This is a genomic window from Wolbachia endosymbiont (group B) of Philonthus cognatus (assembly GCF_947179345.1).
In the GTDB taxonomy this organism is placed as follows: Bacteria; Pseudomonadota; Alphaproteobacteria; order Rickettsiales; family Anaplasmataceae; genus Wolbachia.
In genome coordinates this window covers 11,345-35,706 of the sequence record NZ_CAMXBG010000002.1, presented here as the reverse complement: position 1 = coordinate 35,706, position 24,362 = coordinate 11,345, and the positions used below count along the sequence as shown (strand labels likewise).

At 33.4% G+C, this 24,362-nt stretch carries 20 protein-coding genes; 13 read left to right on the top strand and 7 right to left on the bottom strand.

Annotated features, from left to right (window positions below):
* Positions 1-101: 101 nt before the first annotated feature.
* The 8 genes from ONG78_RS02015 to ONG78_RS01980 all read left to right on the top strand — a co-directional run bounded on the left by ONG78_RS02015 (position 102) and on the right by ONG78_RS01980 (position 7,146).
* The gene (locus ONG78_RS02015; RefSeq protein WP_108783959.1) at positions 102-2,366 is read left to right on the top strand and encodes a phage tail tape measure protein; all 2,265 of its coding nucleotides are present in this window, start codon (positions 102-104) and stop codon (positions 2,364-2,366) included.
* A 230-nt stretch (positions 2,367-2,596) separates the two neighbouring features.
* The gene (locus tag ONG78_RS02010) at positions 2,597-3,610 is read left to right on the top strand and encodes an IS110 family RNA-guided transposase (protein ID WP_264377562.1); all 1,014 of its coding nucleotides are present in this window, start codon (positions 2,597-2,599) and stop codon (positions 3,608-3,610) included.
* 224 nt (positions 3,611-3,834) lie between these two features.
* Entirely contained in the window at positions 3,835-4,197 is a 363-nt protein-coding gene (locus tag ONG78_RS02005) for a phage tail protein (RefSeq protein WP_264377561.1), read from the top strand.
* Positions 4,194-4,403 carry a tail protein X gene (locus ONG78_RS02000; protein WP_006015620.1) on the top strand — a complete coding sequence of 70 codons (210 nt, stop codon included), beginning with the start codon at positions 4,194-4,196 and terminating at the stop codon, positions 4,401-4,403. Before ONG78_RS02005 ends, ONG78_RS02000 begins: the two co-directional genes overlap by 4 nt.
* On the top strand, positions 4,404-5,348 hold the full coding sequence (locus ONG78_RS01995; RefSeq protein WP_108783958.1) for a contractile injection system protein, VgrG/Pvc8 family: 945 nt from the start codon (positions 4,404-4,406) through the stop codon (positions 5,346-5,348). It abuts the gene before it with no gap.
* Positions 5,349-5,400: 52 nt separating this feature from the next.
* Positions 5,401-5,934: an ankyrin repeat domain-containing protein gene (locus ONG78_RS01990; RefSeq protein ID WP_155968672.1), complete on the top strand. Its 534-nt coding sequence runs from the start codon at positions 5,401-5,403 to the stop codon at positions 5,932-5,934.
* 67 nt (positions 5,935-6,001) lie between these two features.
* A complete protein-coding gene (locus ONG78_RS01985) occupies positions 6,002-6,223 on the top strand; it encodes a hypothetical protein (protein ID WP_108783956.1) in 222 nt (73 codons plus the stop codon).
* 8 nt (positions 6,224-6,231) lie between these two features.
* On the top strand, positions 6,232-7,146 hold the full coding sequence (locus ONG78_RS01980; protein ID WP_108783955.1) for a patatin-like phospholipase family protein: 915 nt from the start codon (positions 6,232-6,234) through the stop codon (positions 7,144-7,146).
* Between the two features lie 40 nt (positions 7,147-7,186).
* Here ONG78_RS01980 and ONG78_RS01975 read toward each other — a convergent pair whose 3' ends face one another.
* The 7 genes from ONG78_RS01975 to mutL all read right to left on the bottom strand — a co-directional run bounded on the left by ONG78_RS01975 (position 7,187) and on the right by mutL (position 15,461).
* Positions 7,187-8,275 carry an IS481 family transposase gene (locus tag ONG78_RS01975; protein WP_264377560.1) on the bottom strand — a complete coding sequence of 363 codons (1,089 nt, stop codon included), beginning with the start codon at positions 8,273-8,275 and terminating at the stop codon, positions 7,187-7,189.
* Between the two features lie 169 nt (positions 8,276-8,444).
* Positions 8,445-9,431, bottom strand: a complete 987-nt coding sequence (gene wmk, locus ONG78_RS01970; protein WP_006013990.1) for a WO male-killing family protein Wmk — start codon at positions 9,429-9,431, stop codon at positions 8,445-8,447.
* Between the two features lie 46 nt (positions 9,432-9,477).
* A complete protein-coding gene (gene wmk, locus ONG78_RS01965) occupies positions 9,478-10,398 on the bottom strand; it encodes a WO male-killing family protein Wmk (RefSeq protein WP_108783954.1) in 921 nt (306 codons plus the stop codon).
* Between the two features lie 65 nt (positions 10,399-10,463).
* Positions 10,464-11,657 carry a hypothetical protein gene (locus tag ONG78_RS01960; protein ID WP_264377559.1) on the bottom strand — a complete coding sequence of 398 codons (1,194 nt, stop codon included), beginning with the start codon at positions 11,655-11,657 and terminating at the stop codon, positions 10,464-10,466.
* Between the two features lie 170 nt (positions 11,658-11,827).
* A complete protein-coding gene (locus ONG78_RS01955; RefSeq protein WP_108783952.1) occupies positions 11,828-12,493 on the bottom strand; it encodes a JAB domain-containing protein in 666 nt (221 codons plus the stop codon).
* Between the two features lie 170 nt (positions 12,494-12,663).
* A complete protein-coding gene (gene wmk, locus ONG78_RS01950; protein ID WP_264377558.1) occupies positions 12,664-13,602 on the bottom strand; it encodes a WO male-killing family protein Wmk in 939 nt (312 codons plus the stop codon).
* Between the two features lie 68 nt (positions 13,603-13,670).
* Complete coding sequence (gene mutL / locus ONG78_RS01945; RefSeq protein ID WP_264377557.1) at positions 13,671-15,461, bottom strand: DNA mismatch repair endonuclease MutL; 1,791 nt, start codon at positions 15,459-15,461, stop codon at positions 13,671-13,673.
* Positions 15,462-15,890: 429 nt separating this feature from the next.
* Here mutL and ONG78_RS01940 point away from each other — a divergent pair, with 429 nt between their 5' ends.
* From ONG78_RS01940 to ONG78_RS01920, 5 genes are all read left to right on the top strand, one after another.
* The gene (locus ONG78_RS01940; RefSeq protein WP_253309691.1) at positions 15,891-18,491 is read left to right on the top strand and encodes an ankyrin repeat domain-containing protein; all 2,601 of its coding nucleotides are present in this window, start codon (positions 15,891-15,893) and stop codon (positions 18,489-18,491) included.
* A 120-nt stretch (positions 18,492-18,611) separates the two neighbouring features.
* The gene (locus ONG78_RS01935) at positions 18,612-19,361 is read left to right on the top strand and encodes an NTP transferase domain-containing protein (RefSeq protein ID WP_264377556.1); all 750 of its coding nucleotides are present in this window, start codon (positions 18,612-18,614) and stop codon (positions 19,359-19,361) included.
* Between the two features lie 125 nt (positions 19,362-19,486).
* Positions 19,487-20,440, top strand: coding sequence for an NAD-dependent epimerase/dehydratase family protein (locus ONG78_RS01930; RefSeq protein WP_264377555.1), 954 nt, complete (start codon positions 19,487-19,489; stop codon positions 20,438-20,440).
* Positions 20,397-22,724 carry a glycosyltransferase gene (locus tag ONG78_RS01925; protein ID WP_264377554.1) on the top strand — a complete coding sequence of 776 codons (2,328 nt, stop codon included), beginning with the start codon at positions 20,397-20,399 and terminating at the stop codon, positions 22,722-22,724. The genes ONG78_RS01930 and ONG78_RS01925 overlap by 44 nt, the downstream gene beginning before the upstream one ends.
* Complete coding sequence (locus tag ONG78_RS01920; protein WP_264377387.1) at positions 22,685-24,361, top strand: WG repeat-containing protein; 1,677 nt, start codon at positions 22,685-22,687, stop codon at positions 24,359-24,361. The genes ONG78_RS01925 and ONG78_RS01920 overlap by 40 nt, the downstream gene beginning before the upstream one ends.
* Position 24,362 lies beyond the last annotated feature (1 nt).

Here is a 24,362-nt window from a genome sequence, read left to right as displayed (position 1 = left end):
GTATTAATGTTCAGCTCTGTTGTAGGAGGCGGAGTTGAACAAATACTTGATATGGAGATTAGTGAATTTATTTTATGGAGCAAATTAGCTAGGGAGTTCAAATGTCAGTATTATCGATAAAAATAGGTGCAGTACTTGATGGCAGTTTTAATACTGTAATAAAGGGCAGTAGTAGTCAACTTACTCATCTTGGTGAGAACATAAGAAAGCTTGACTCATCTTTAAAATCAGTATCAAAATTTAAGCAGTTGGGTAGTGATGTTTTGACTAGCAGGAGGTCGTGGAAGGGCTTTGAAGATCAAGTAAAATCTTTAGCTAAACAAATGAAAGCAATAGAGAAACCGAGCAAAACTTTAAAAGCTGAATTTGATAAAGCTAAGTTTTCTGCAACAAAAGCAAAAGAAGCATATTTGAAAAAGAGAGATGCTTTGCATTCATTTAATGAAGAAGTAAGGAAAAGTGGAAGAAATATTAAGTCATTAGTAAGTGATCAATATAAACTTGGTTCTTCTATTGAAGTGCTAAAAGGTAAGTATGGTAAGCTTGGGTCTGCAATACGTAGTCACCAAAGTTTTTTAGCAAGCAAAGCACATTTTAAGTCACAAATTATAGAGACTATTGGGCTAGGGCTAACGCTTGCAGCTCCAGTTAAAGTTGCGATTGACTTTGAAAGTGCTATGGCTGATGTTACAAAAGTGGTAGATTTTAAAAAAGGAACGGATGAAGCAACTAAATTTGCAAAGAAGTTAAAAGAGATGTCACGCACTATACCATTATCAGCCGCAGAACTGGCACAAATAGCTGCAAGTGGTGGTCAACTTGGTATCAAGAAAGAAGATCTTTTTATGTTTACAGAAACAGTGGCAAAAATGTCTACAGCATTTGATATGTCTGCAGAGCAAGCAGGTGATTCTATAGCTAAACTCTCTAACGTTTATGGCATTGATGTTAGTAAAATGGAACATGTTGGTAATGTGATCAACCACTTATCAGATAACACTGCTGCTAAAGCAAGAGATATGGTTGAAACTCTAGCAATAGTTGGTGGTACTGCAAAGCAGTTTGGTTTGGATATCGAGAAAACAAGTAGTTTAGCAAATGCTTTCATTAGCTTAGGTAAAACACCTGAAAAAGCTGCAACTGCTATAAATGCTCTACTTAGTAAACTTCAGACTGCTGAAGAACAAGGAGGGGATTTTAAAGCAGCATTAGAGCAAATGGGAATAACTGCAGAAGAAATAGTACAAAGAATAAGCGAAAACGGCGAAGAAGCATTACTCTATTTTTTTCAAACTCTAAAGAAAATGGATAACCAGGAACGTTCTACAATCCTTATGAAACTTTTCGGTCAGGAATATCAAGATGATATTGCATTATTAGCTGGAAGTTTTAATAAGTATGAGGATGCAATAAAGTTATTGGCTAATACAGAAAAGTACAAGAGCTCTCTACAAGAAGAATTCAAAAATCGTGCAGACACTACAGCTAATAAATTACGACTTCTTCGAAATGCAATAGCTGAAGTTGGTATGAACCTGGGCTCAGTGATGTTGCCTACTTTAAAATCTATAGCTGAATTTTTACAAGAAAAAACTAGATATATAGCAGAGTTTGCAGAAAAATATCCAACTTTAACCACGGCGATCATGGGTACTGTAGCATCCTTGATAAGTTTAAAAATTGTAGCAGTAGGACTAGGATACGGATTTACATTGCTAGGAAGTACGATTTTTAGTCTGAAAGCAAACCTACTTGGAGTATTTTCATTTTTATCAGCTACAGTTTTTCCTGCAGTAGTAACAGGACTAAGAGCAATAACACTCGTTAACCCTATAGGACTTTTAGTTGCTGGACTTGTTACTGGTGCAGCTCTTGTTATAGCTAACTGGCAAAAGGTGAAAGACTTTTTCTCTAGCTTGTGGAAATCACTCATTGAACCTATAGGAAAAGCTTTTTCATGGATAGGGGAAAGTGTATTTGGAAAAGTATTGGAAAATAGCCCACTGAAAGAATTTGAAAAAAGAAAAACTGAAATAAAAGCAGTCCATACTCCCATAAAGAGTAATATTCTCAACAGTGGAAATCCTGTGCTAGGTAACAGTATAATTAAAGAATTTTCAAAGAGAAATAAAAATAGCTTCAGAGTCAAAAGCCTTATTGAGGAGACAGAGAGCGATAAGATATTTGCAAGGAGTAAGTTTGAAAATAAAGAACAAAATAAAACTCAGAACATCACTAATAATTACACTATCAGCATTAAAGCAGAACCTAACCAAGATGTTCGTAGTCTTGCAGATGAAGTAATAAAAAGGATAAGAGAAAAGTCACGTGATGTTTTATTTGATACGGTAGAGACATTTTATTGATGCTATCTTGTATCTTGAAAAAAGCATCTAATGTTTTAAGCTTAAGCATTAGGTGGAGAAGGGAAGAACTCTGGATGTTATCTTAGATATAAAATCTGTCCAAGAGAAAAGAGTTCCCTTCTCAAAAGTAGAGGTTGGACGGTATCTTAGAAAGACCTAAATGGTTCTAATTCTGTATGCACAAGGTTAGCCTTACTTTTCATTTTAAATGGTAACGTATGGAGTTATAAATGATCAACAACTTTTTAGGTATAGACATATCAAAAGATCGCTTTGATGTTTTTCTTTCTTTCATAAGTAAAAAAGGGAAACGCGAAACTAAGAAAAGGAATTTTAAAAACGATGATTCTGGGTTTCAAGGTCTACTTGATTTTTTACAAAAACATAATGTGGAGCAAGTAACAATCTGTATGGAAGCTACAGGTTGTTATAGTGAAGCTTTGGCTGAATTTCTACACAATGCTGGATATTTTGTTAGTGTAGTAAATCCTTATTGCATAAAATCTTATGCAAGGAGTAAGCTTGTGCGACAAAAGAATGATCAGAGCGATGCAGAGATTATAGCAGATTATTGTCAAAGACAGGAACCTACACGTTGGACACCACCTTCTTCTGAAAAGAAAAAATTAAAACATCTTTATCGTTGTTCAGCTGCGTTAAAAAATGAATTAACATTAGTAAATAATCATTTAGAAAAGAAAGAGAGACTGCCTGAAAAAGTTGTAAATGTTTGGGAAAATCTTTCAGTGAACATAGAGCAATCAATAGAAACAATAAAAAACTCCATACATGAACTATTAAAACAACACAAAGAATTGTTGGAAGATTTTCAGCTACTATTAACTGTTCCAGGCATAGGAAAGGAATCAGCAGTAGCTATTTTAGCTGAAATTTCTGATATAAAAGTTTTTATAAATGCCAGGCAATTGGCATCATATGCTGGAACTATACCACGGAATATAACATCAGGTTCATCTGTATATGCCAAGCCCAGATTAAGTAAATCAGGTTCACAAACATTACGTAAGGCAATGTATTTTCCTGCTATAGTATCTAAAAAGCATAATCCTATTATTATGACTTTTTGTAAGAGGTTAAAAGAGAAAGGCAAGCATAACATGGCCATTGTAGGAGCTGCAATGCGCAAGTTACTCCATATAGTTTTTGGTGTTTTAAGTTCAAGGAAGGCTTTTGATCCAGATCATATCAAGAATTATAAGGCTAGAAGATTAGCTGAAGTTTAAAGTCAAAAAGTGCTCCATCACATCTTATGTGAAATAGTATCTTACACAAATTTATTTAATGTTGCTGGTTAGTGTGTATGTTGATAAGTAAATTGATTTTACATATACACAACAGCAGAAATTTACTTATCAACATATACACTAACTATAATCTGTGTACTGCTACACAGATTGTGAATTGGAAGTATTTTTTTTGGTTTTATGATGCAATTTAGGAAATTTTTATGTTGACTAACAAGACGGTATCTCTTGGTCCGTATAAGTTTGCTCCCACAAGTTTAAAGTATAGCAAAGAAAATCGTTGGAGCACGATTGAGTGTATTGAAAATATGCCACTATTACAAAATATCGGTCAAGGTGTAGAAAATATAGATTTAGAAGGAATGATTTATCTGCATAATCTCAACGGGCTAAATCAATTAAAGAGTGTGAAAGAAGCTGAAAAACCACATATTTTAGTAGATAGTTTAGGTAATATTTTAGGACAATTCGTAATTACTAGGTTAGAAGAAAAGCAGATGTATTTTTTACCTAATGGACTACCAAGAAAAGTTGAATTTAGTTTGAGTTTAAAAAGCTATAGATGACTGTATACTATGTGAGTAAAGAAAATGAGATGTTAGATCTGATTTGCTGGAAACATTACGGATTTACTGATGGAGTAGTGGAATTAGTACTAGCAGAGAACTTAGGTTTGGCAGAATACGGAAGCTTTTTGCCTGCAGGATTAAAGATAAAGCTTCCTACTATTAAGAAAATAGTACAAAAGTCAAAATTAAAGGTCTGGGAATAAATGCAGCCAGATTTTATAATAGATAAATGTGAATCAATTAAAGATAGAGTTATATCATTGCACCTTACAGATGAATCAGGAATAATAGATGATGTAGTTGAAGTGTGTGTTAATTACAGGGATGAAGACATAGATATTCCGAATGAATTGAACATAGCACTAGGTTATAAGGAATTTGGAATCTTTCCAATGGGTATATATACAGTCAACGAAGTGACTATACAGGGTCCACCTAAGACTCTACTAATCAAAGCTCATGCAACAAATTTAAGAATATCTTTGAAGGCAAAAGTATCAAAAGAATGGCGCCAAATTACCATAGAAAACTTAGTAAAAGAAATAGCCCAAAAACATGGATATGGATACAAAGTCGCTAAGGAATTTAAGAATGTATTGATACCCCATATTAATCAGGCAGATGAAAGTGATATAAGTCTGTTAACAAAGATCGCAACAGAGCGTGAAGCAATGGCAAAATTAGCTGGTGGGTATATATTGTTTATTTCAAAGAATATGGCAAAATCAGCCACAGGAAAAGCTTTAGGAACAACGACTATTAGACCTCAAGATACAATTAACTGGAAAGTACATTTTACCGTACGTGATAAGTATAATTCAGTAGTGGCAAAGTGGCATAGCTATGAAAAGGGCGAAACTATTAAAGAAACAGTTGGTAGTAGCGAGCCAAGTTATATTATGCTGGAACTTTACTCTAATGCAGAGTCAGCGCTGAGTGCAGCAAATGCCAAGTTGAAACAATTGAAGCGTAACAATGAAGCTTTAGATATAACTATGCCTGGTAATCCTCAAATTTTTGCAGAAGCTAAACTTAATCTTATAGACTTTAACCAAGCGGTAGATGGTGAATGGATAGTTAATAGAGCGGAGCATACTTTAAATAGCTCAGGTTACCTTACTATGTTGTCAGCATCTTTGAGTAAGTAATGTTAATAAAAAATGAGTAAATGATCTATTTAATATTAAAAAGATGTTGAATATGGATAAATTGGGTCAAGATACAAAAAACAAGCTGCATTTTTGGTGGCTTATAACAGTAATAGTATGTATTATTGCTACCTATTCCTACATGAAGGCAAAGGCTGCAGATAATTATAAAACGATATTACGCATTGCTTCTCAAAATTGTAACTTAGAGACTGTAAAATTCTTAGTAGAAAATCTATTAGATATTAATGTGCAGATCCCTAAATTAACAGCACTACATTATGCTGCAGAAGAGGGATGTGCAGAGGTTGTAAAATTCCTAGTAGAAAAAGGAGTTGATATAAATGCTACGAAATATGAAAGATGGACACCTTTACATGCAGCTACATATGAAGGCAAATTGGAGATAATTAGATTTTTATTAGACAAAGGTTCAGACCCTACCATTAGAGATACAGATGGAAAAACACCAAGGAAAATTGCTGTATTAAGATCACGGCATAATAAGGACAAACCTTATGATGAAATCATTAAGCTACTTGCAGAAGCAGAGGACCGATACGAATCAACAAAAAGTAATCACTAAAGCTGTAAGTTTTCTATAATCTGCATATAAATTTCCAAAACTATCCATAACAAGTTAATATTTTCACATGAAAAAGCAAAAAATCCCAATAGCGGTAATAATAACAATAGTTGTACAGACTGTAGGGTTAATCTGGTGGTTGGCAAAACTCGACCTACGTGTACATATCCATGATAAATTTGTAGAAAAAAACCAAGAACTAATCGAAATAGTCTATCGACTTGAAGAGAGAGTGAAAAACCTCACTGAAGAAGTCAACGAACTTGAAGCTATTCACAAACACAAATAAATTTTACAGTGACAAAGTACATTTTATCTGTAGATGGAGGTGGCATTAGAGGGATAATACCTGCCATTATTCTAGCAGAAATTGAATCTAGGACAAAAAAGCCAATTTCCCAGATTTTTGATTTAATGGCAGGAACCTCAACCGGTGGGATTATTGTTGCTGGACTTTGTAAAAGCAATAAACTTCAATACTCTGCCAATGATTTGGTTGAACTTTACCAAGAGTATGGAACATATATCTTTCAATCATCATTTTGGAGAAAATCAATTGCTTCTTGGCTGAGTGGTTCTCAGTACTCATATAGAAATATGGAATTTATTCTCAACAAATACTTTGGTGAAAGTACTATGGCCGATGTTGCGAGTAATCTACTACTCACCAGTTATGACATTCACAATAGTTGTGAATTTTTCTTCAAAAGTTGGAAAGAAAAAAACATTAAGTTGAAAGATGCACTCAGAGCTACAACAGCTGCTCCAACGTACTTCACACCAAAACGTCTGAAAATTAGCCAAACAGAGAGAGTATTGATAGATGGTGGAGTGTTTGCAAATAATCCAGCGGCTTGTGCATATGCAAGTGGTAAGAGGTTATTTCCAAATGATGAGATTATACTGCTATCAATAGGCACTGGTGGAACAGATAGAAGTATAAAGTATGCTAACTCAAGGAAATTTGGCAAAATAGGGTGGATCAAGCCACTACTGAATGTGATGTTTGCCTCTGGATTGGATTGCGTTGATTATCAACTAGAACAAGTAATAGACGATAAATATATAAGAATACAATCGCAATTGAAAGTAGCATCGACTGAGATGGACAATATTACACTCAAAAATATCAAATCTCTTCAGCAAGAGGCAAATGCAATGATAGAGGACAACCAGAAATTAATAGATAAACTTTGCGATTTCATATCTTAATTTATATGTAAAAGACAAGACTTGACCTGACAGACAAGACTTAACTGACAGGATAATTGAGGTAGTTAAAACTAATATCAGTCTCTTGTTTAATGCTACTAATATTTTTCTGAAAAGCAATATGTTTGCTATCAAGAAAAGTTTGTACAGGTGTTTTACCATAGCAATATTTACCCGAGAGAGGTCTTGTTTCGTTGTAAGAACGCAACCAATAATCAACATCGATCTGTAGATCTTCTAAAGAACTGTAGATTTTCTTTCTAAAGATGATATTGTAACACTCATCTTGCATAGTTCTATGAAACCTTTCACATATGCCATTAGTCTGTGGAGAGTTGGCTTTAGTTCTAGAATGATCAATGTTTTCTATTCCCAAATAAAGCTGATAAGCGTGATTTTCGGGCTTGCCACAATACTCCGTACCCCTATCAGTTAAAATGCGTAATAATGGAATTTTCTGCTCATCAAAAAATGGAATGACTCTATCGTTGAGAAGATCTGCAGCTGTAATAGCTGTTCTGTCCGTGTAAAGTTTAACCATTGCAACTCTAGAATAAGTATCAACAAAAGTTTGCTGATAAATTCGCCCTATACCTTTGATATTACCCACATAATAGGTATCTTGAGAACCCAAATAACCTGGATGTTGCGTCTCAATTTCACCATGAGCTTCCCTTTGTTCTTTCACTTTTTCTAAAGCTGCAAGTTGTTCTTCAGTTAAAACAATTCCGTCTTGAGCTACTTTTGTCTCTAGTGCTTTAAGTCTCTTTTTGAGAGTTTCAAGGTCATTTCTGAGCCATACAGACCTTACTCCTCCCTGAGAAATTATTATACCTCTTTTTCTCAGTTCATTTGCAGCTCTTTCTTGTCCATATGCTGGAAATTCTGTTGCTATACTAATCACTGCTCTTTCTACATCGTCGGAAACTCTGTTCGCTAATAGCGATTTTTTCTTACTTATTTCATGTAATGCTTCCTCTCCTCCATTTTCATATAACTCCTTAAAGCGATAAAATGTATCTCTTGAGTATCCCATCACTTTGCATGCTTGAGACACATTTCCTAGTTGCTTTGCTAGTTCTAATAATCCTAGCTTTGGTTTTAATATTTTTGTCTGTATTGTACTCATTTCTAACACTCCTTATTTTCATTATTTTATAACTTACTTTTTTAAAGTGTCAGATCAAGTTCTATCTAATACAATTTATACCAAGCAAAATTCAACTGAGCCAAAAAAGTTGGTTAGCAAATTCTGCTGGTTAAATCATTAACTAACTTTACTTATATCTTAAACACATTCAATTTTCACACTCACCCAACTCATCAGCAGTTAGGCCACTTGCTCGCACAATAATATCAATAGCAACACCTTCCTTAACTAGATCTTTTGCAATCTTGATTTTCTCTGCTTTTTTAACCTTTTCTTTACCAGTTTGCATTCCTTCAGATAAAGATCTAGCTACCGTATCCAGTAATTCTTGATCCTCAATTTTTTCGCATTTACCTATAAACCCAAAAACTGGCTCATTTTCATATTCTGTTAGTCCAAGAGCTTTAATGTTAACTGATAATGTCTTTGCTATCTTATATAATATTTCAATTGGAATGTCTGTATATCCTCGTTCATAGTCGTGTATTTCTTTAGGTGTTGAACCGATTTTATTTGCCAAGTCCTCCTGAGTGTATTCCCGTATTAATCTCTGCTCTTTTATCCTTTTCCCCACTTTGTAGAGTATAGAATCAGTACAAATTTCTTTCTCTATATCATCATATTCGTAAGTAGATAAGCGAGTCACTTGGGAAATAATATCAACTGAAACTCCTTCTTTCACTAGATTCTTTGCTACTTCTATTTTCGCTTCTTCTTGGCTAATTTTCTCGCTAATATATACAAACCTTACTAATGGATACAGCTTCTTGCGTAATTCCTGATCCTTAATTTCTCTATGTATTTTTGTTAGATAGACTATTTCTTTATCCTCATCTTCATACCAACTGTTTTCTCTTAGTACTGTTGGTCCTGGAAGTAGATCTATAACATTAACTGACAATGCTCCTGCTATTATATACGATTCTTTGATTGTAATAGCCTTGCACCCTAGTTCAAAGTTATGTATTTCCTTATGTGTTAAACCAATTTTGCTTGCTAATTTTGCCTGAGTATACCCTTGTACTATCCTACAACCTTCTATTTTTTTCCCCAGCTCGTAGCTTACTGAGCCAATATGCTCTGAATTATCATAGATAAATCCTCTAAAAGCTGTTTTTCCTACAGAAGCAAACATATATTCTATCACAAAAAAATCCACTATTGGCTAAGTTTTTATGAAATCACAAAAATTTCTCAATCATATAATTTGATAAGCCTGTCGTTTGCAAGATAATATCAACAGAAATTCCTTCTTTCACTAAATTCCTTGCAACTTCAATCTTCTTTTCCTCTCTGACCTTTTCTCTATAAACATGTATACCTTCAAATAAAGACTTGATTAGCATATCGCGTAATTCCCGACTCTCAATCTTTTTGTATTCTTCTATCAACTTTGATAGCTTTTCTTCCGCTTCACTATCCTCATCTGATTCGGGAAGTAGATCTATGATACTGATTGATAATACCTTTGCTATTTCATCTAACATTTCAAGTGAGACAGCAGCTCTCCCTTGTTCATATTCGTATATTCCTTGATTTGTTATGCCAACTTTATTCGCTAAATCTTTTTGTGTATATCCTCGTATCAATCTCCACTCTTTTATCCTTTGCCCTACTTTGTATGGAACCGGAATTTTGTTCTCCTCATACTCACCAATAGATAAGTTAGTTGTTCGAGAGATAACATGAGCAGAAACTCCTACTTTCATCAAACCCCTTGCTACTTCCATTTTTACCGCTTTTCTGCTTCTTTCCTCACTCAAACGAATAAATTTGGTTAATAAATAAAATACCTCGCTTAATTCTTTATCCTTATACCCCTTTACTAAATTTAATATTTCTTTATCTTCAAAATATCTTTTTTCATTTGGTAGCGTCTCTCCACAAACTAGACCTTTAACATTTACTGATAATGCTTCTGCTATAGCATATAACTTCTTAATTGGAATTTTACGGTTCCCTTTCTCATATTGCAGTATTACCCAGTACTTTACACCAATTTTCTCAGCTAAACCCTTCTGAGTATAACCTCGCTCTAACCTCCAACTTTTTACTTTTTGTCCTACTTCATAATCTAGACTTTTTTCCACGCAAAAAACCATATATATAATATTTTCTACTATAGCTCAAAGGCTCCAGTAAACTCTGGAACCTTAAAATAAATGAATTAAAGTTCCCTAAAGGTTTCTTTACTACCTCCACATACCCTATTTACCCATGAAGACAATACTTCATCATTGCCAATCTCTTTTATAGCATACTTTTCATTCCATATGCCACATCTAGTGAAATTACCTTTCTCTACTGCTTCTTGAAGTTTCACTCCCCCAAAAAGGCAGTTTTTTCCTATTTCTTCGCCTCTTTTTTGTAACTCAGCCCACATTTCCTTGTTTTCTACTCTGACTTGTACTTGATCATATTTTTTTACATCGTGGTACAATATAATATTTAGCTGACCAATGCTTGTAGGAAATTGTAATATAATAGAGCTTTCATCTGACATATCGATATAGTTTCTTATACCTCCCTTCTCGCTTTTAACCTCAACTGCATCATTACCAATTTTTAAAATATTACTTCCTAACTTTCTGTTTGCTTCCAGTATTTTGGCTACCTCTACCTTGCTATTATCAGAAAATTCTATATATGATGTTGTATTGTCTATCTCGAGATCTATTAAGGATCCTTCTTGAACAGCACTTTCGCCAGCTTTTTCTAGTTCTTCTAGTTGCTTATCTATCTGTAGCTGAACTTCTGGTTGTAGCTCATCATAGATTTCACCTATCAGTTTATTCTGTAGTAGAGTATCATGAAACTCTGCACCGCTTAACATTAATTTACGTATTACCTTTTTACGATCAACCTTATCAAATTTATGAAAATGTGTACCTAATACTACATACTCTGAGAAACTCCATTCCCCATCATTACATGCATTTAGCCTTGTTCCATCACCTATTACTTCATCTATAACTTTGTTCATCTCTTTTGGGGTTTTTGCTTTTACCACTCCACTCTTAAACCAGCTCAACTTTTCACTTTCGCTTATACTTGGCTTTATTTTTTGCAAGGCGGAGGTAAATGGATTTTTATCTTCTTGATCACTTGCAGGTTTTGTGCCATAAACATAGTCAAATCCTTTCCCACAGTTGATTTTGTTTTCGCGAACTTCTCTACCAGGGAAAGGTGCTATTTCCTCAGGCTTTTTAGCCTTATTAATTTTGCTTACAAAGGTGTTAGTACGACCAATTCCTATAATCGCATTTGATATTTCACCCTTTGATAATCTATCAAGATCAACATTTAATTCGTAAACACCTCCTTCTTGATCATCAAAAGGTACAATTATTTTATTAACCATATTAGCCTCCGCTATTAAATATATTTAACTAAGTCTATAACCGACTTTATTACTTTATTATTAATTTAATATATACTTTCTCATTAATTGTAAGCAATAATTAATGTACTTGCAAATACTTTCTTCATTCAAGTAGTTAAACAACTCATGAAAATCTTCAAATATCTGCTTTATAACAGTCCTTGCTCTTTAAAGCTAAAATACCCAACACTTGTGATGATAATGTGATCCAGTAACCTAATCCCTATAGCCTGACAAGCTTTAGCCAAGTCTTTAGTTACAGCTTCATCCTCATCAGATGGCTTTAACCTTCCTTCTGGGTGGTTATGCGATATTATTATTGACGTCGCTTTTCTTATTAATGCCTTTCTTGTTACTTCTCTTATGTAAAAAGGTACCTTATCCACTGTACCAGTGAACACTTCTTCCCCCTTTAAACGGCACTTTTGATCAAAATATATTATTTTCATCTTTTCCTCCTCTGAATAACCAATACTCACCCTTAAATATTTTACGATGGTTTCCAAGTTATCCATTACAGGTCCTTTCTTTAACTCTTCTCTTGGTACTCTCTTTGCAGCTTCCTTTAGGCATAAAATTACTGCTACTGTAGAGTCAGTTATCCCTTCTATAGTTTTCAAGTCATCTATTTCCTGGCCTAAAATTCCTCCTATTCCAAAACTATCTATTAGCTTTCTAGCAATAACTCGAGCTTCTTCCCTGTCATGCACTGCACTTAGAAACGTTTCTATTACTTCACGATCAAGTAGAGCTTTACCGTTGCTTTCTAATGCTCTGAACTCTATTTCTTCTCTACGATCTTTCTTATTATTCATAAAAATTACCCTTCACTAATAACAAAATGTTTTTATATATTTACTGCTGTTTTTTTGTCAGTATTGGCATAAAGCCATAGCTTTTGAGTGAAGTCAAATCAATTTTTCAATCTTTTTTACTTATTTTTTCATCAAAAAGTAAAGATATTAATAGATACTGATTTTTTATTTTAAATTTGTTGAATTTCGTCTAAAGAGATGCCCACTGTTTTTAAAATAATATTGATAGAAATTCCTTCCTTAACTAAATTCTTTGCAATTTTCATCTTTTCTACTCTCTTCACTTTCTCTTTGCAAACTTGTATGCTTTCAAACAGAGATTTTATTAGTACATGACGTAATTCTTGGCTTTTAATCTTTTTGTATTCTTCTATTAACCTTGATAGTTCCACTTCACTATTCTCATTTTCTCTTGTTTCTGGAAGCAGATCTGTAATATTAATTAATAGCATCTTTGCTATTTCATCTAACATTTCAAGTGAAACAGCAGCTCGTCCTTGTTCATATTCATATATTCTTTGATTTATTATGCCCACTTTACTTGCTAAATCTTCTTGAGTGTATCCTCTTATCAACCTCCATTCTTTTATTCTTTGACCTACTTTATACGGAATGGAAATTTTTTTCTCATCATTATCATATTCATCAATAGATAAATTGGTTGTTCGAGAGATAACATGAGCAGAAACTCTTTCCTTAACTAAACCCTTTGCCACCTCTACTTTTACTGCCTTTCCACTTTCTTCCTCACTAATACGGATGAATTTGGTTAATAAGTAAAACGTTTCACGTAATTCTTGATCCTTAATCTCTCTATGTCTTCTTACTAGATTTAATACCTCTTCTCCCTCATACCTTCCCTCATTTGATACTTCTTGTACGCAAGCTAGATCTCTAGCAGTTGTTGATAATGCTTCTGCTAATTCATATAACTTCTTAATTGAAATTCTGCGTGTTCCTTTTTCGTATTGAAGTATTACCTGATATGTTGTTCCGATTTTTTTTGCTAAATCTTTTTGAGTATATCCCTTTGCTAATCTACGATTTCTTACTTCCTGTCCTATTACTTTGTAATCTAAAAAATTAGAGCATTTATTCTCTTTTTTCACATTTTATACTCCATAACCAGAAGAGCTGTTACGTATACTTAATTGGGAACCTTTTTGACAAACTGAACTCATCTCCTTTCAAACAATTTTTCTATATCACTTAGTTTCATTTCTATATACGTTGGTCTTTCATGACCAGGATATGGAGTTTTCTCAATTTGTCTTAGTATCTCATTCATCTCTTCCAATTTCATTTTTCTTCCTGCTCCATGGCAAGCGATTGTGGCTGATATTTTATTCACCTTATCCTCTATTGGCAACGTATCTTCCATTTCCATTAACTTATCTACTATATCAACTAGCATCTCTTTTATATCTATTGTTCCCAAGATTGCAGGTATTTCTTTTATCGTTACTTTATCTTCTGATTGTATTTCAATATCAAAACCCATTTCAAAAAGCTCATCTTTATAAGTTTTAACCATCCCCATTCCAGCTTGGTTTTTAATTTCAACTGTTTCAGGAATGAGAAGTTTTTGTCTTTTTATGCTTGTTAAGCACTCGTATATCAATCTCTCATAGGCTGCATGTTGATCTACTATAATCAGCCTATCTCCAGCCTCAGCAATAATGTAAGTATTGTGGACCTGACAACGTGCATATCCTAGGGGATGATCCTCTACCAAATCAATTTGCTTCCTTTCTAAAACCATCGTTCCCTTTTGGGCTGGGGATTCTCCATACTTAAAAGTTTCTGGTAAGCTTTGCCTTCTTTCATCTGGTGCATTGAATTCTTTCATTAGACGATTTTCTAAAAGACTTGGTCTCTTTTCATAAAACTCTTTTTGATCTTTTTTCTCTTGACTATCAACCTGCTCTTGGCTTTTACTATCATTAAAAATTAGCTCCTCTTCAATACCTTGATCACCCGCTGCAAATCTCGTTGATAGTGTTTTTATTATCCCTCTTCTCACTATTTCATATATTAGCCTTTTATTCTGAAATCTTACTTCCGATTTATTTGGATGCACATTTACATCTACTTGGTCATATGGTACTTCTAAATGCAACACTGCAAAAGGATACCTATTGTTTGGAATAAAATCGTGATACGCATATCTAATTGCACCAACAAGTAGATTGTCTTTTATTGGCCTTCCATTAACAAACGTATAAATCTGAGTTGAGTTGCCACGATTGACATTAGGTTTACAGATGTGTCCCTTAAGTTTGATGCCTTCTTCTTCCTCTTTAACTTCCAGTGAATTGCTTTGAAATTCTTCTTCTATTTCACATAATCTGTTGAACAGCGAAGTTTGCTTAACATATTTTAAGAGCTTTTTATTACCAGAAGTGAGAGTAAACCCAATACTATAATTAATCATCGCTAAGTTATTCACAATATCAACAATACTTTGTGTTTCTGCCCTTTCGGTTTTTAGAAACTTTAGTCTATTTGGTGTAGCAAAAAATAAGTCACGAACTTCAATATATGTACCTTGCAACAAAGAACAAGGGGTAATCTCTCTTATTTTTTCTCCTCCCTCATACCTTATAGACCATGATTCCTTTGCTCCACTTGCCTTAGACGATAATTTCATTCTGCTTACTGCTGCAATTGAAGGTAAAGCTTCTCCCCTAAACCCAAGGTGCTTGATTTCTATTAACTCACTATCGCTTAATTTTGAAGTGGCATGCCTCATAAATGCTAGTTCTAAGTCGTCCTTTTCTATTCCATTTCCATCATCTGTCACAGTTATAAGGTTACGTCCACCACTTTCTATTTTGATCTCTATCTCTGAACTTCCAGCATCTATTGCATTTTCTACTAATTCCTTTACTACACTCGCTGGCCTTTCTATTACCTCTCCCGCTGCTATACGATTTATAGTTTTTGTGTCTAAAAGAATTATTGCCATATTTTCAACTCTCAGTCTGATCAGTTTAATATCAATTAAAATCAGATTGTCTATTAAATTCTATTCTAAGCCCTTTCATGAAGATCATTAGAATTATGTATAATTATTAATGCTTTTTAAGTGGATTTCCTATTGTTCTTTCTAAGTTCCTTGGTGCACGTAACGATTATTCTTTAAAAAGAATATTGGCTACTGAGAAGAATGAAGACATCTTCATCAGAAAAAAAAGGGGCAAAAACAGAGAAAATTGACGTAGCTACTTAAGGCAGGTGTCTCTATTGCAGCTGAGACAACTGATCTACTCATGATCAAATGAAGAAGTTATAAGCATACAGATTGGATTACAGTATCTTTTTTAAGAAGAAGATTTATCTTGCTTAAAAACTTGTAGATACTATATTTTACATAAATTCTTCATGCGAGGCCTTTATGTTTACTAATAGAATATCTAATAATCTGGATCAGCTGCAATTTTTTGTAGAGTTTTTAAATGAAAATTATGAAATTCAGAAACATCTTAGTCTTACACCACTACATTTAGCAGCAGGAAATGGTCAGTTGGATTTAGTCAACACTTTATTAGGAGAAGGTTTAGATATTAATTCAGAGATTAAGTACGATGGCTTTACGCCACTGTATTTTTCAATTGCAAAAAATCGCTTAGAGATGGTTAACTTTCTTATTGCTCATGGAGCAGATGTAAACCATAAGACCATTCTAGGCTTTACACCTTTAAGTTTTGCATCCCAGCAAGGATATTTAGATATAGTCAACACCTTGATTGCAAATGGAGCAGATCTTAGTACTAAAACAGATAAACTTAATACACCTTTACACCTAGCAGCAGAGAATGGTCATCTAGATATAGTAAATGTTTTTATTGAAAAGGGATTAGATGTTAATGCTGTAAATAATGATCGAGCAAGACCTTTGCATTCTGCAGTACAAAATGGTAACCTCGAAGTAGTTAAAGCTCTTATTTCACAAGGGTCTAATATTAACGCTGGATCTTCAGGCATAGGTAATCATAAAGTTGATGCAAACATTACACCCTTACATCTGGGAACACAAACTGGTAGGTTAGATATAGTTAAAGTTCTGCTTGAAGCGGGAGCAAACGTTAATGCAAAAACAGATGATAAGATTACACCTCTACATTTAGCGTCTCAAAATGGCTTTTTAGAGTTAGTAGACATTTTACTAAAAGCAAAATCTAATGTTAATGCTAAGGATTATGAGAATCTTACACCTCTACATTTAGCAGCAGAACGTAATCACTTTGGAGTAGTTAAGTCTCTTCTTCTCGTAAGGGGAATTGATGTTAATGCTAAGGACCACGATAATTCCACAGCTTTACATATAGGATCTCAGAATGGTCACTTAGAAGTAGTGAAGCTACTAATAGAGAAAAAAGCCAATGTTAATGCTAAAAAAAACGAAGGTTTTACACCTTTGCATCTAGCAATTCAGCAAAGTCATTTCGAGGTGAGTGATTTTTTAATTAAAAATGGAGCAAACATTAACACCGTGGATGATCAGAATTGGACTCCTTTACATAATGCAGCATATAATGGTTTTTCTTTAAAAATAGTAGAGAGCTTAATTGCAAAAGGAGCAAATATAAATGCAAAGATGGATGATGGTAGAAGAGCTCTACATTTGGCAGCAGAACATAATCACTTGGAAATAATGAATTTCTTGATTGAAAATGGAGCAGATATTAATGCTCTAGATAACAGAAGTTGGACTCCTCTACATTGTGCAGCATATGATGGTAATTTAGAAGTTGCTAAATCTTTGCTTGATAAAGGAGCAGACATTAATGCTAAAACAGTTAAAAGTACTACACCTCTACACTTTGCAGTAGACCATGATCATTTAGAGGTGGTTGAATTGCTCTTAGAAAAGGAAGCAGATATTAATGCTTTAGATCACACAAATTGGACTCCTTTACATTTTGCAGCAGAAAAAGGTTATGATCAGATAGCAACCGTTCTATTGAAACATGGTGCTGATGTAAATGTAAAAGAAAATCAAAATAAAGGCACAGCCCTACATCTTGCAGCTCAATATGGTCATCCTAAGGTAGTTAAAACTCTTATTATAAATGGAGCGGATGTTAATGCAAAAATGGATAAAAATGCTACGCCTTTACACTTAGGGGCACAAATTGGTAATTTAGATATAGTTAGGTCTCTACTTATGAGCGGAGCATACTTTAATGCTAGAGCTGAAGGAGGTAGATATGTTTTACCATTACACTTTGCGGAAAGAAGAGGAAACCCAGAAGTAATAAAATTACTAAAATTGGTTGAGAAGTTATTTAAGGCTATAGAAGATAATAATTATTTAGGAATTGAGAGTTCCATTAGAGATGGAGCAATCATTGATTCGAAGAACGTGGATGGAAGAACGCCATTACATTATGCTGTTAATAATGGGCACATAAAAGTTGTAAATATCTTGCTAGCAAATGGAGCTGATGCTACTAAAGTTACTAACAAGGGTAATACACCATTACACACTGCTGCTTCCAAAGGTCATAAAGAAATTATTGAAGCTTTGTTACAACGTGTAAGCCACAATAAATTGAGTGATTTTATTAATGCTAAAACTACTTCTAGTGGTACTACATCACTTCATGTTGCAGCTAAAGGTGGCTCCTTGGAAGTTGTAAAATCTTTATTAAAACATGGTGCAATTTATAACATCAAGAATAAAGAAGGTAAAGCACCACTTGATCTTTCTCGAGACCAGAATATTACTAACCTATTGAAATTAGTAGAAGAGCTATTTGAAAATGCAAAAAATGGTAATGTTGAAATTATCAGTAAGCTGAGAGCAATAAAACCCGATGAGCGCGTAGCTGTAACAAATGCTCGTGATGATCAAGGCAAGTCATTAGTCCAGGTTGCAGTAATCAATAAACACTCAAACCTTGCAAGTAGATTATTAGAAATATTAAAAAGTCCAGATCAGAGTTTACAAGATGTCAGCGTAGAAAATCGAGTAAAGAGTTTAAAGTTATAGCTCTCTTAAATGAAACTCTAATGAGGGTGCCAAGATCTAGATCATTTAGAAAATTATAGTGGGCTTTACATCTTATTAATTATAAATTAACTTACTATCTAATCAATCCCTAAGCCATGTATGAGTAACATTTTGATAATATTAGCAGCAGGAAAGAGCAGTAGAATGAATTCTGAATATTCAAAAGCGTTGCACCAAGTGGGAAATCTTACTCTTTTAGAACATATAATTTCTAATGCAAAATCGCTGAGTCTAAAAAGCTTATCAATTGTTGTTAACAACTCCCTTCTAAAAGATTTAGAAAGGTTTGATACCCTAAAAAGTATAATCGATCAATACAATATAAAACTAATAATTCAAGAAGATATTACAGGTACTGGCACTGCAGTTAAAATTGCTCTAGAAAATCTGGAGGAGTTATCTGATCAAGACATAGTTTTAATACAGTATGGAGACACTCCCTTTATATCTAGTGATACAGTTATGAAAATGACTGATTGTTTAAAGTATAATAATTTAGTTCTTCTTGGATTCAATAGTCAAGATGAACAATATGGAAGATTAGTAATTGATAATTACGGAAATGTTCAAAAAATCCTAAAAAATGGAGATAAAATGCTTCTTGCAAACTCTGGAATAATAGTTTCATATGCTAAAGATCTTTTTACCTTAGTAAAAGAAATAAAATTTAATAATTCGACCAATGAATATTGTCTTAATGATATAGTGCCCATTGCAGCAACCAATAACTTGAGTGTAGGTTATGTAGTTTCTGATGAAAGAGAAGCAATGGGAGTAAATAATAAAGAGGATTTGATTAAAGCCGAACACTATTTTCAAAAAAAAAGGCGGCCAACTTTTCTTTCATAACTACATTTTCTTATTCATTAATTTAAGTTGACATTTGTTTTATACTGGTTTTATAATACCTTTTGATTCTTACTTGTAAGATAATTGGTACGACAAATTTTCCTAGTTGTAGTGAGAGGGTATACATGGGGATATTAATAACAGGTGCTGCAGGTTTGATAGGGTCAACCTTGGTGAAAAAGTTAGAAAACCAGGGCCATGAAGTAATAAGCTGTGATATTAGGTTTCACAACAATCCACTCAGTTTTTTTTCAGAAGATATAGTACCACTACTTGCTAAGTGTACAGGAATTATTCATCTGGCTGCAATTTCTCGAGTTATACATGGTGAACTTTATCCTGAACTGTGTAGAAAAATTAATGTTGATGGTACAATGCAGTTTTTAGGGTTATGTAAGTCACTTTCAAATAAACCATGGTTTATATATGCAAGTAGTAGGGAAGTCTATGGAGAGCAGAAGGAACTGCCAGTTACAGAATCTGCTAGTATCGATCCAATAAATAATTATGCAAAAGGTAAAGCATTTATTGAGGAACAAATAACAAGTTCAAAAGATTTTAATGTAGCAATATTACGCTTTTCAAATGTATACGGTGGTTTACTAGATCATAACAGTAGAGTAATTCCTGCACTCTGTATTAATGCATTAAGAGGTGATCCAATTAAAATAGAAGGTAAAGAATGTGTTTTTGATTTTACCTATTTGGATGATGTTATAGAGGGTATATGCTTAACTGTTCAATATTTACAAAGCGAAAAATCTTCTCTTCCTGCTATTCATCTTACTACTAATAGCCCATGTACTTTAGAAAACTTAGCAAAAACAATATTAAAAGTCACGAAAAGTGATTCTAGAATTGATTTTTATCCTCCAAGAAATTTTGATGTAACTAAGTTCCATGGTGATTTTACTAGAGCTAAAGAGCTACTTGGTTGGTCTCCAAAACATTCATTAGAAGTAGGATTAAGTAAATTTATAAAAAGTCTACAAAACAATACACAACAATATCCTAACAATATAGATATGGTAATATATGAAAATATTAAAAGTTATTCATGGTTACCCTCCTTATTATAGTGCTGGTTCAGAGGTTTATAGCCAAACTCTTGCTCATGAACTAGCAAATAACAATGAGGTACAAGTATTTACTAGGTATGAAAATAGCTTTTTACCTGATTTTTATTACACTACAGTCCTAGATCGTAGTGATTCCAGAATCTTACTGCATTTAATTAATATACCCATAGCTAAATATCGTTACAAATTTATCAATGAAGAAGTAGATATACAATTTAAAAGAGTAATAGATAACTTTCAGCCAGATCTTATACATTTTGGTCATCTTAATCATCTATCAATTACTTTACCAGAAATTGCTTTTAAAGAAAATATACCTACAATTTTTACGCTACATGACTTTTGGTTAATGTGTCCAAGAGGAAGGTTTATTCAACGCAATTCTGAAGATTTGTTACGGCTTTGTGATGGACAAAAGGATCAAAAATGTGCAACCCAATGTTACAAAGGATATTTTACAGGAGATAAAGAATTCCTGAATTTAGACATAAATTATTGGGAACAATGGGTTGCAACTAGAATGAAGCACACAAGGAAAATAATAGACTATATAGATTACTTTATTTCCCCATCGAAATTCTTGATGGACAAATTTACTCAGGATTTTAATGTTCCGATAAACAAAATTTCTTATCTTGATTATGGTTTTGATCTCAATCGTCTTAAGAATAGAAATAGAGCACAAGAAAAAGAGTTTATTTTCGGTTATATTGGTACTCATACTCCCGAAAAAGGTATTGATCTATTATTGAAAGCTTTTTCTCACTTATCATCTAAAGTAAAACTTAGAATTTGGGGAGCAGCAAGAGAAGAAACTAAAGCCTTAAAAGCGATTGCCGATCAGTTTTCACCTGTTGTTAAAGAAAGAATAGAATGGATGGGAAGTTATGATAATAAGAATATAGTTACTGACGTATTTAATAAAGTCGATGCAATAGTCGTTCCTTCAATTTGGGGTGAAAATTCACCGTTAGTAATACATGAAGCACAGCAACTTAGAATACCAGTTATAACAGCCGATTATGGTGGCATGGCAGAATATGTAAGAGATGGACTATTGTTTAAGCACAGAGATGCAAGTAGTTTATCAGAAAAAATGCAAGTCCTATCTACAAATCAGGAGTTATACAATAAACTTACCCAAAAAGGCTATCCTTATACTGAAAATGGAAATATACCTTCTATAAGTGAGCATACTGAAAAACTTAACAAGATTTACCGTAATGCTATTGAAAAGAAAGGCAAATCAGTAGCTGTTAAACCCGGTCCTTGGAGAATTACTTTTGATACTAATCCAGATTACTGCAATTTTGCTTGTATAATGTGCGAATGTTTTTCACCATACAGCAAAGTTAAAGAAGAAAAGAAAGCTAAAGGAATAAAACCTAAGATACTGTCGATAGAAACTATCAGAAAAGTAATTAAGGAAGCAGCTGGAACACCTTTAAGGGAAATCATTCCTTCTACTATGGGTGAGCCTTTAATGTATAAAAGCTTTGATGAAATAATCAATTTGTGCCATGAGTTCAACCTTAAGCTTAACCTCACAACCAATGGTTCTTTTCCTATTAAAGGAGCTAGAAAATGGGCTGAACTATTGGTACCAATTTTATCTGATGTTAAGATTTCCTGGAATGGGGCAACTAAAGAAACTCATGAAAGAATCATGAAAGGTTCAAAATGGGAAGTAGTGACAGAAAATTTAAAAACTTTCCTTGAAGTTAGAGATAAATACTTTAGCGATACAGGTGAAAGGTGTACCGTTACTTTACAATTAACATTTTTGGAAAGTAATTTACATGAACTCTATGACATAGTTAAGATGGCCATAAAAAACGGCATAGATAGAGTTAAAGGACATCATCTTTGGGCACATTTTGAGGAAATTAAGGATCTATCTATGAGAAGAGATGAGTTAGCAATTAGTAGATGGAACACGGAGGTGAGAAGGTTATACGAACTTAGAGATAATATTCTATTGCCAAATGGTAAAAAGATAAAATTAGAAAATTTCACAATCCTTTCTCAAGAAGGTATTAAGGATTTGGCTCCAGGTGGTCAATGCCCATTTTTAGGTAAAGAAGCATGGATAAACAATGAAGGAAAGTTTAGTCCTTGCTGTGCTCCAGATGAACTCCGTAAGACATTAGGAAATTTTGGTAATGTTAATGAGGTTAAACTCGAGGAAATATGGCAGAGTAGTGAGTACCTAAGCTTACAAAAGAATTATTTAAATTACAAATTATGCAAAACATGCAACATGAGAAAACCTTTGATCAATTAATCAAAGATAATCTTAAATCTATTAAAATTTCACCGTGTGAGAGTTTTCACGAATTACTAGGAAATCCTTTGTATGAAAATAGGTTTATAAAGGTTGGTAAATTTCATGAGCCCGGTCTTGCACCGGTTCATGATCAGACAGGTGCTTATCATATCAATGTGAGAGGAGAAGCAGTTTATCATCATAGATTTCTAAAAACTTTTGGATTCTACTTCAATAGAGCAGCCGTAGAAGATGATACAGGGTGTTACCATATTGATTCATCTGGATGTAGAGTATACAAACAGTCGTATCAATGGATTGGAAATTATCAGGAAGATGCTTGTGTAGTTAGAAGACATGATAAATGTTTTCATATTAATTTAAATGGCAACAGGATTTATCAGGAGGAATATGATTATGTTGGAGATTTTAAGGATGGTATCGCTGTAGTCTATAAGGATGGCAAAGCTACACATATTAATCATCATGGAAAGTTAGTACATAATAAATGGTATAAAAAACTTAATGTTTTTCATAAAGGGTATTCTATTGCAGAAGATCAACATGGTTGGTTTCATATAGATATTAATGGTGATCCTGTTTACCAGCAGAGATTTAAAATGGTAGAAGCATTCTATAATGGCATGGCAAAGGTTGAAACTTTTGAAGGTGTGTTAGGACAAATCAATATTACCGGAAATGTAAAGTTTAGTATTTTTGATTTAGGTAAAGAATCTCAAGTGCATAGGATTTCTGCAGAACTTTCAGCCTTTTGGAAAACTTACCTAACAAGCGTTGCTATTGAACTTGATTTGTTAAATATTTTACCTGCAACTATGCCAGTTTTATCTAAAAAGTTAAACATTATCGTACCAAATCTAGAAAGGCTGTTAAGGGCGTTGTGGGAAATAGGGTTTATTGATTACGATAAGGACAAGGACTTATGGCAACTATCATCAAAAGGTAAGTGTTTTAAGGAAATACCATTTTTGCCAAAAGCAGCAACGATGTGGGCAAGAGTTGCCGCTGAAAAGAATTGGTTAAAGATTGCCGATATACTAAAACAGAAGTCAATCTCTTCATTTGAATCTTTTAAGGAAAGAGAAGCATCAGAAGATAAGAAAATAGCGTTTTACCAAGCATTGCTAGGATATTCTAGATTTGATACTAAAGAGTTTAATTCTAGGATTAATATAGATGGTGCTAAGAATATATTGCTATTTGGTGTACACTCTTTATTTCTTGCTTATTCTGATATACACAATAAAGGTTCTATAGGCCTATATAACGAACATAAAGTACCAAGACAGTTAGTAGAAAATTTAAAAGTCAAACTTATAACTCAGGAAGAACTATCAGTTACAAATTATGAATTAGGTGTCTTTTGCCGCTTTTTACAGCACTATGATGATGATAAAGTATTATCTTATTTAAAATTGGTCAAAGGAATATCTCGTATTTTATTGATAGAAACTATTTTAGATTACCGCTCTCCAACTGGAGGCTCTGTAGATATTAATGTAATGGTTGAAACAGGAGGTAAACTAAGAACATTAAGCGATTGGGAAAAAATACTCAAACAAGTAAAAGGATTCAAAATTTCTTCTGTTGTACCTTTAACAGATTACTTATCAGTCATTGATGTCAGGTGTTAAT

Coding starts and splice junctions, on each gene's coding strand:
- ONG78_RS02015 (WP_108783959.1), top strand. CDS start 102: ATGTCAGTATTATCGATAAAAATAGGTGCAGTACTTGATGGCAGTTTT.
- ONG78_RS02010 (WP_264377562.1), top strand. CDS start 2,597: ATGATCAACAACTTTTTAGGTATAGACATATCAAAAGATCGCTTTGAT.
- ONG78_RS02005 (WP_264377561.1), top strand. CDS start 3,835: ATGTTGACTAACAAGACGGTATCTCTTGGTCCGTATAAGTTTGCTCCC.
- ONG78_RS02000 (WP_006015620.1), top strand. CDS start 4,194: ATGACTGTATACTATGTGAGTAAAGAAAATGAGATGTTAGATCTGATT.
- ONG78_RS01995 (WP_108783958.1), top strand. CDS start 4,404: ATGCAGCCAGATTTTATAATAGATAAATGTGAATCAATTAAAGATAGA.
- ONG78_RS01990 (WP_155968672.1), top strand. CDS start 5,401: ATGGATAAATTGGGTCAAGATACAAAAAACAAGCTGCATTTTTGGTGG.
- ONG78_RS01985 (WP_108783956.1), top strand. CDS start 6,002: ATGAAAAAGCAAAAAATCCCAATAGCGGTAATAATAACAATAGTTGTA.
- ONG78_RS01975 (WP_264377560.1), bottom strand. CDS start 8,275: ATGAGTACAATACAGACAAAAATATTAAAACCAAAGCTAGGATTATTA.
- wmk (WP_006013990.1), bottom strand. CDS start 9,431: ATGTTTGCTTCTGTAGGAAAAACAGCTTTTAGAGGATTTATCTATGAT.
- wmk (WP_108783954.1), bottom strand. CDS start 10,398: ATGGTTTTTTGCGTGGAAAAAAGTCTAGATTATGAAGTAGGACAAAAA.
- ONG78_RS01960 (WP_264377559.1), bottom strand. CDS start 11,657: ATGGTTAATAAAATAATTGTACCTTTTGATGATCAAGAAGGAGGTGTT.
- ONG78_RS01955 (WP_108783952.1), bottom strand. CDS start 12,493: ATGAATAATAAGAAAGATCGTAGAGAAGAAATAGAGTTCAGAGCATTA.
- mutL (WP_264377557.1), bottom strand. CDS start 15,461: ATGGCAATAATTCTTTTAGACACAAAAACTATAAATCGTATAGCAGCG.
- ONG78_RS01940 (WP_253309691.1), top strand. CDS start 15,891: ATGTTTACTAATAGAATATCTAATAATCTGGATCAGCTGCAATTTTTT.
- ONG78_RS01935 (WP_264377556.1), top strand. CDS start 18,612: ATGAGTAACATTTTGATAATATTAGCAGCAGGAAAGAGCAGTAGAATG.
- ONG78_RS01930 (WP_264377555.1), top strand. CDS start 19,487: ATGGGGATATTAATAACAGGTGCTGCAGGTTTGATAGGGTCAACCTTG.
- ONG78_RS01925 (WP_264377554.1), top strand. CDS start 20,397: ATGAAAATATTAAAAGTTATTCATGGTTACCCTCCTTATTATAGTGCT.
- ONG78_RS01920 (WP_264377387.1), top strand. CDS start 22,685: ATGCAAAACATGCAACATGAGAAAACCTTTGATCAATTAATCAAAGAT.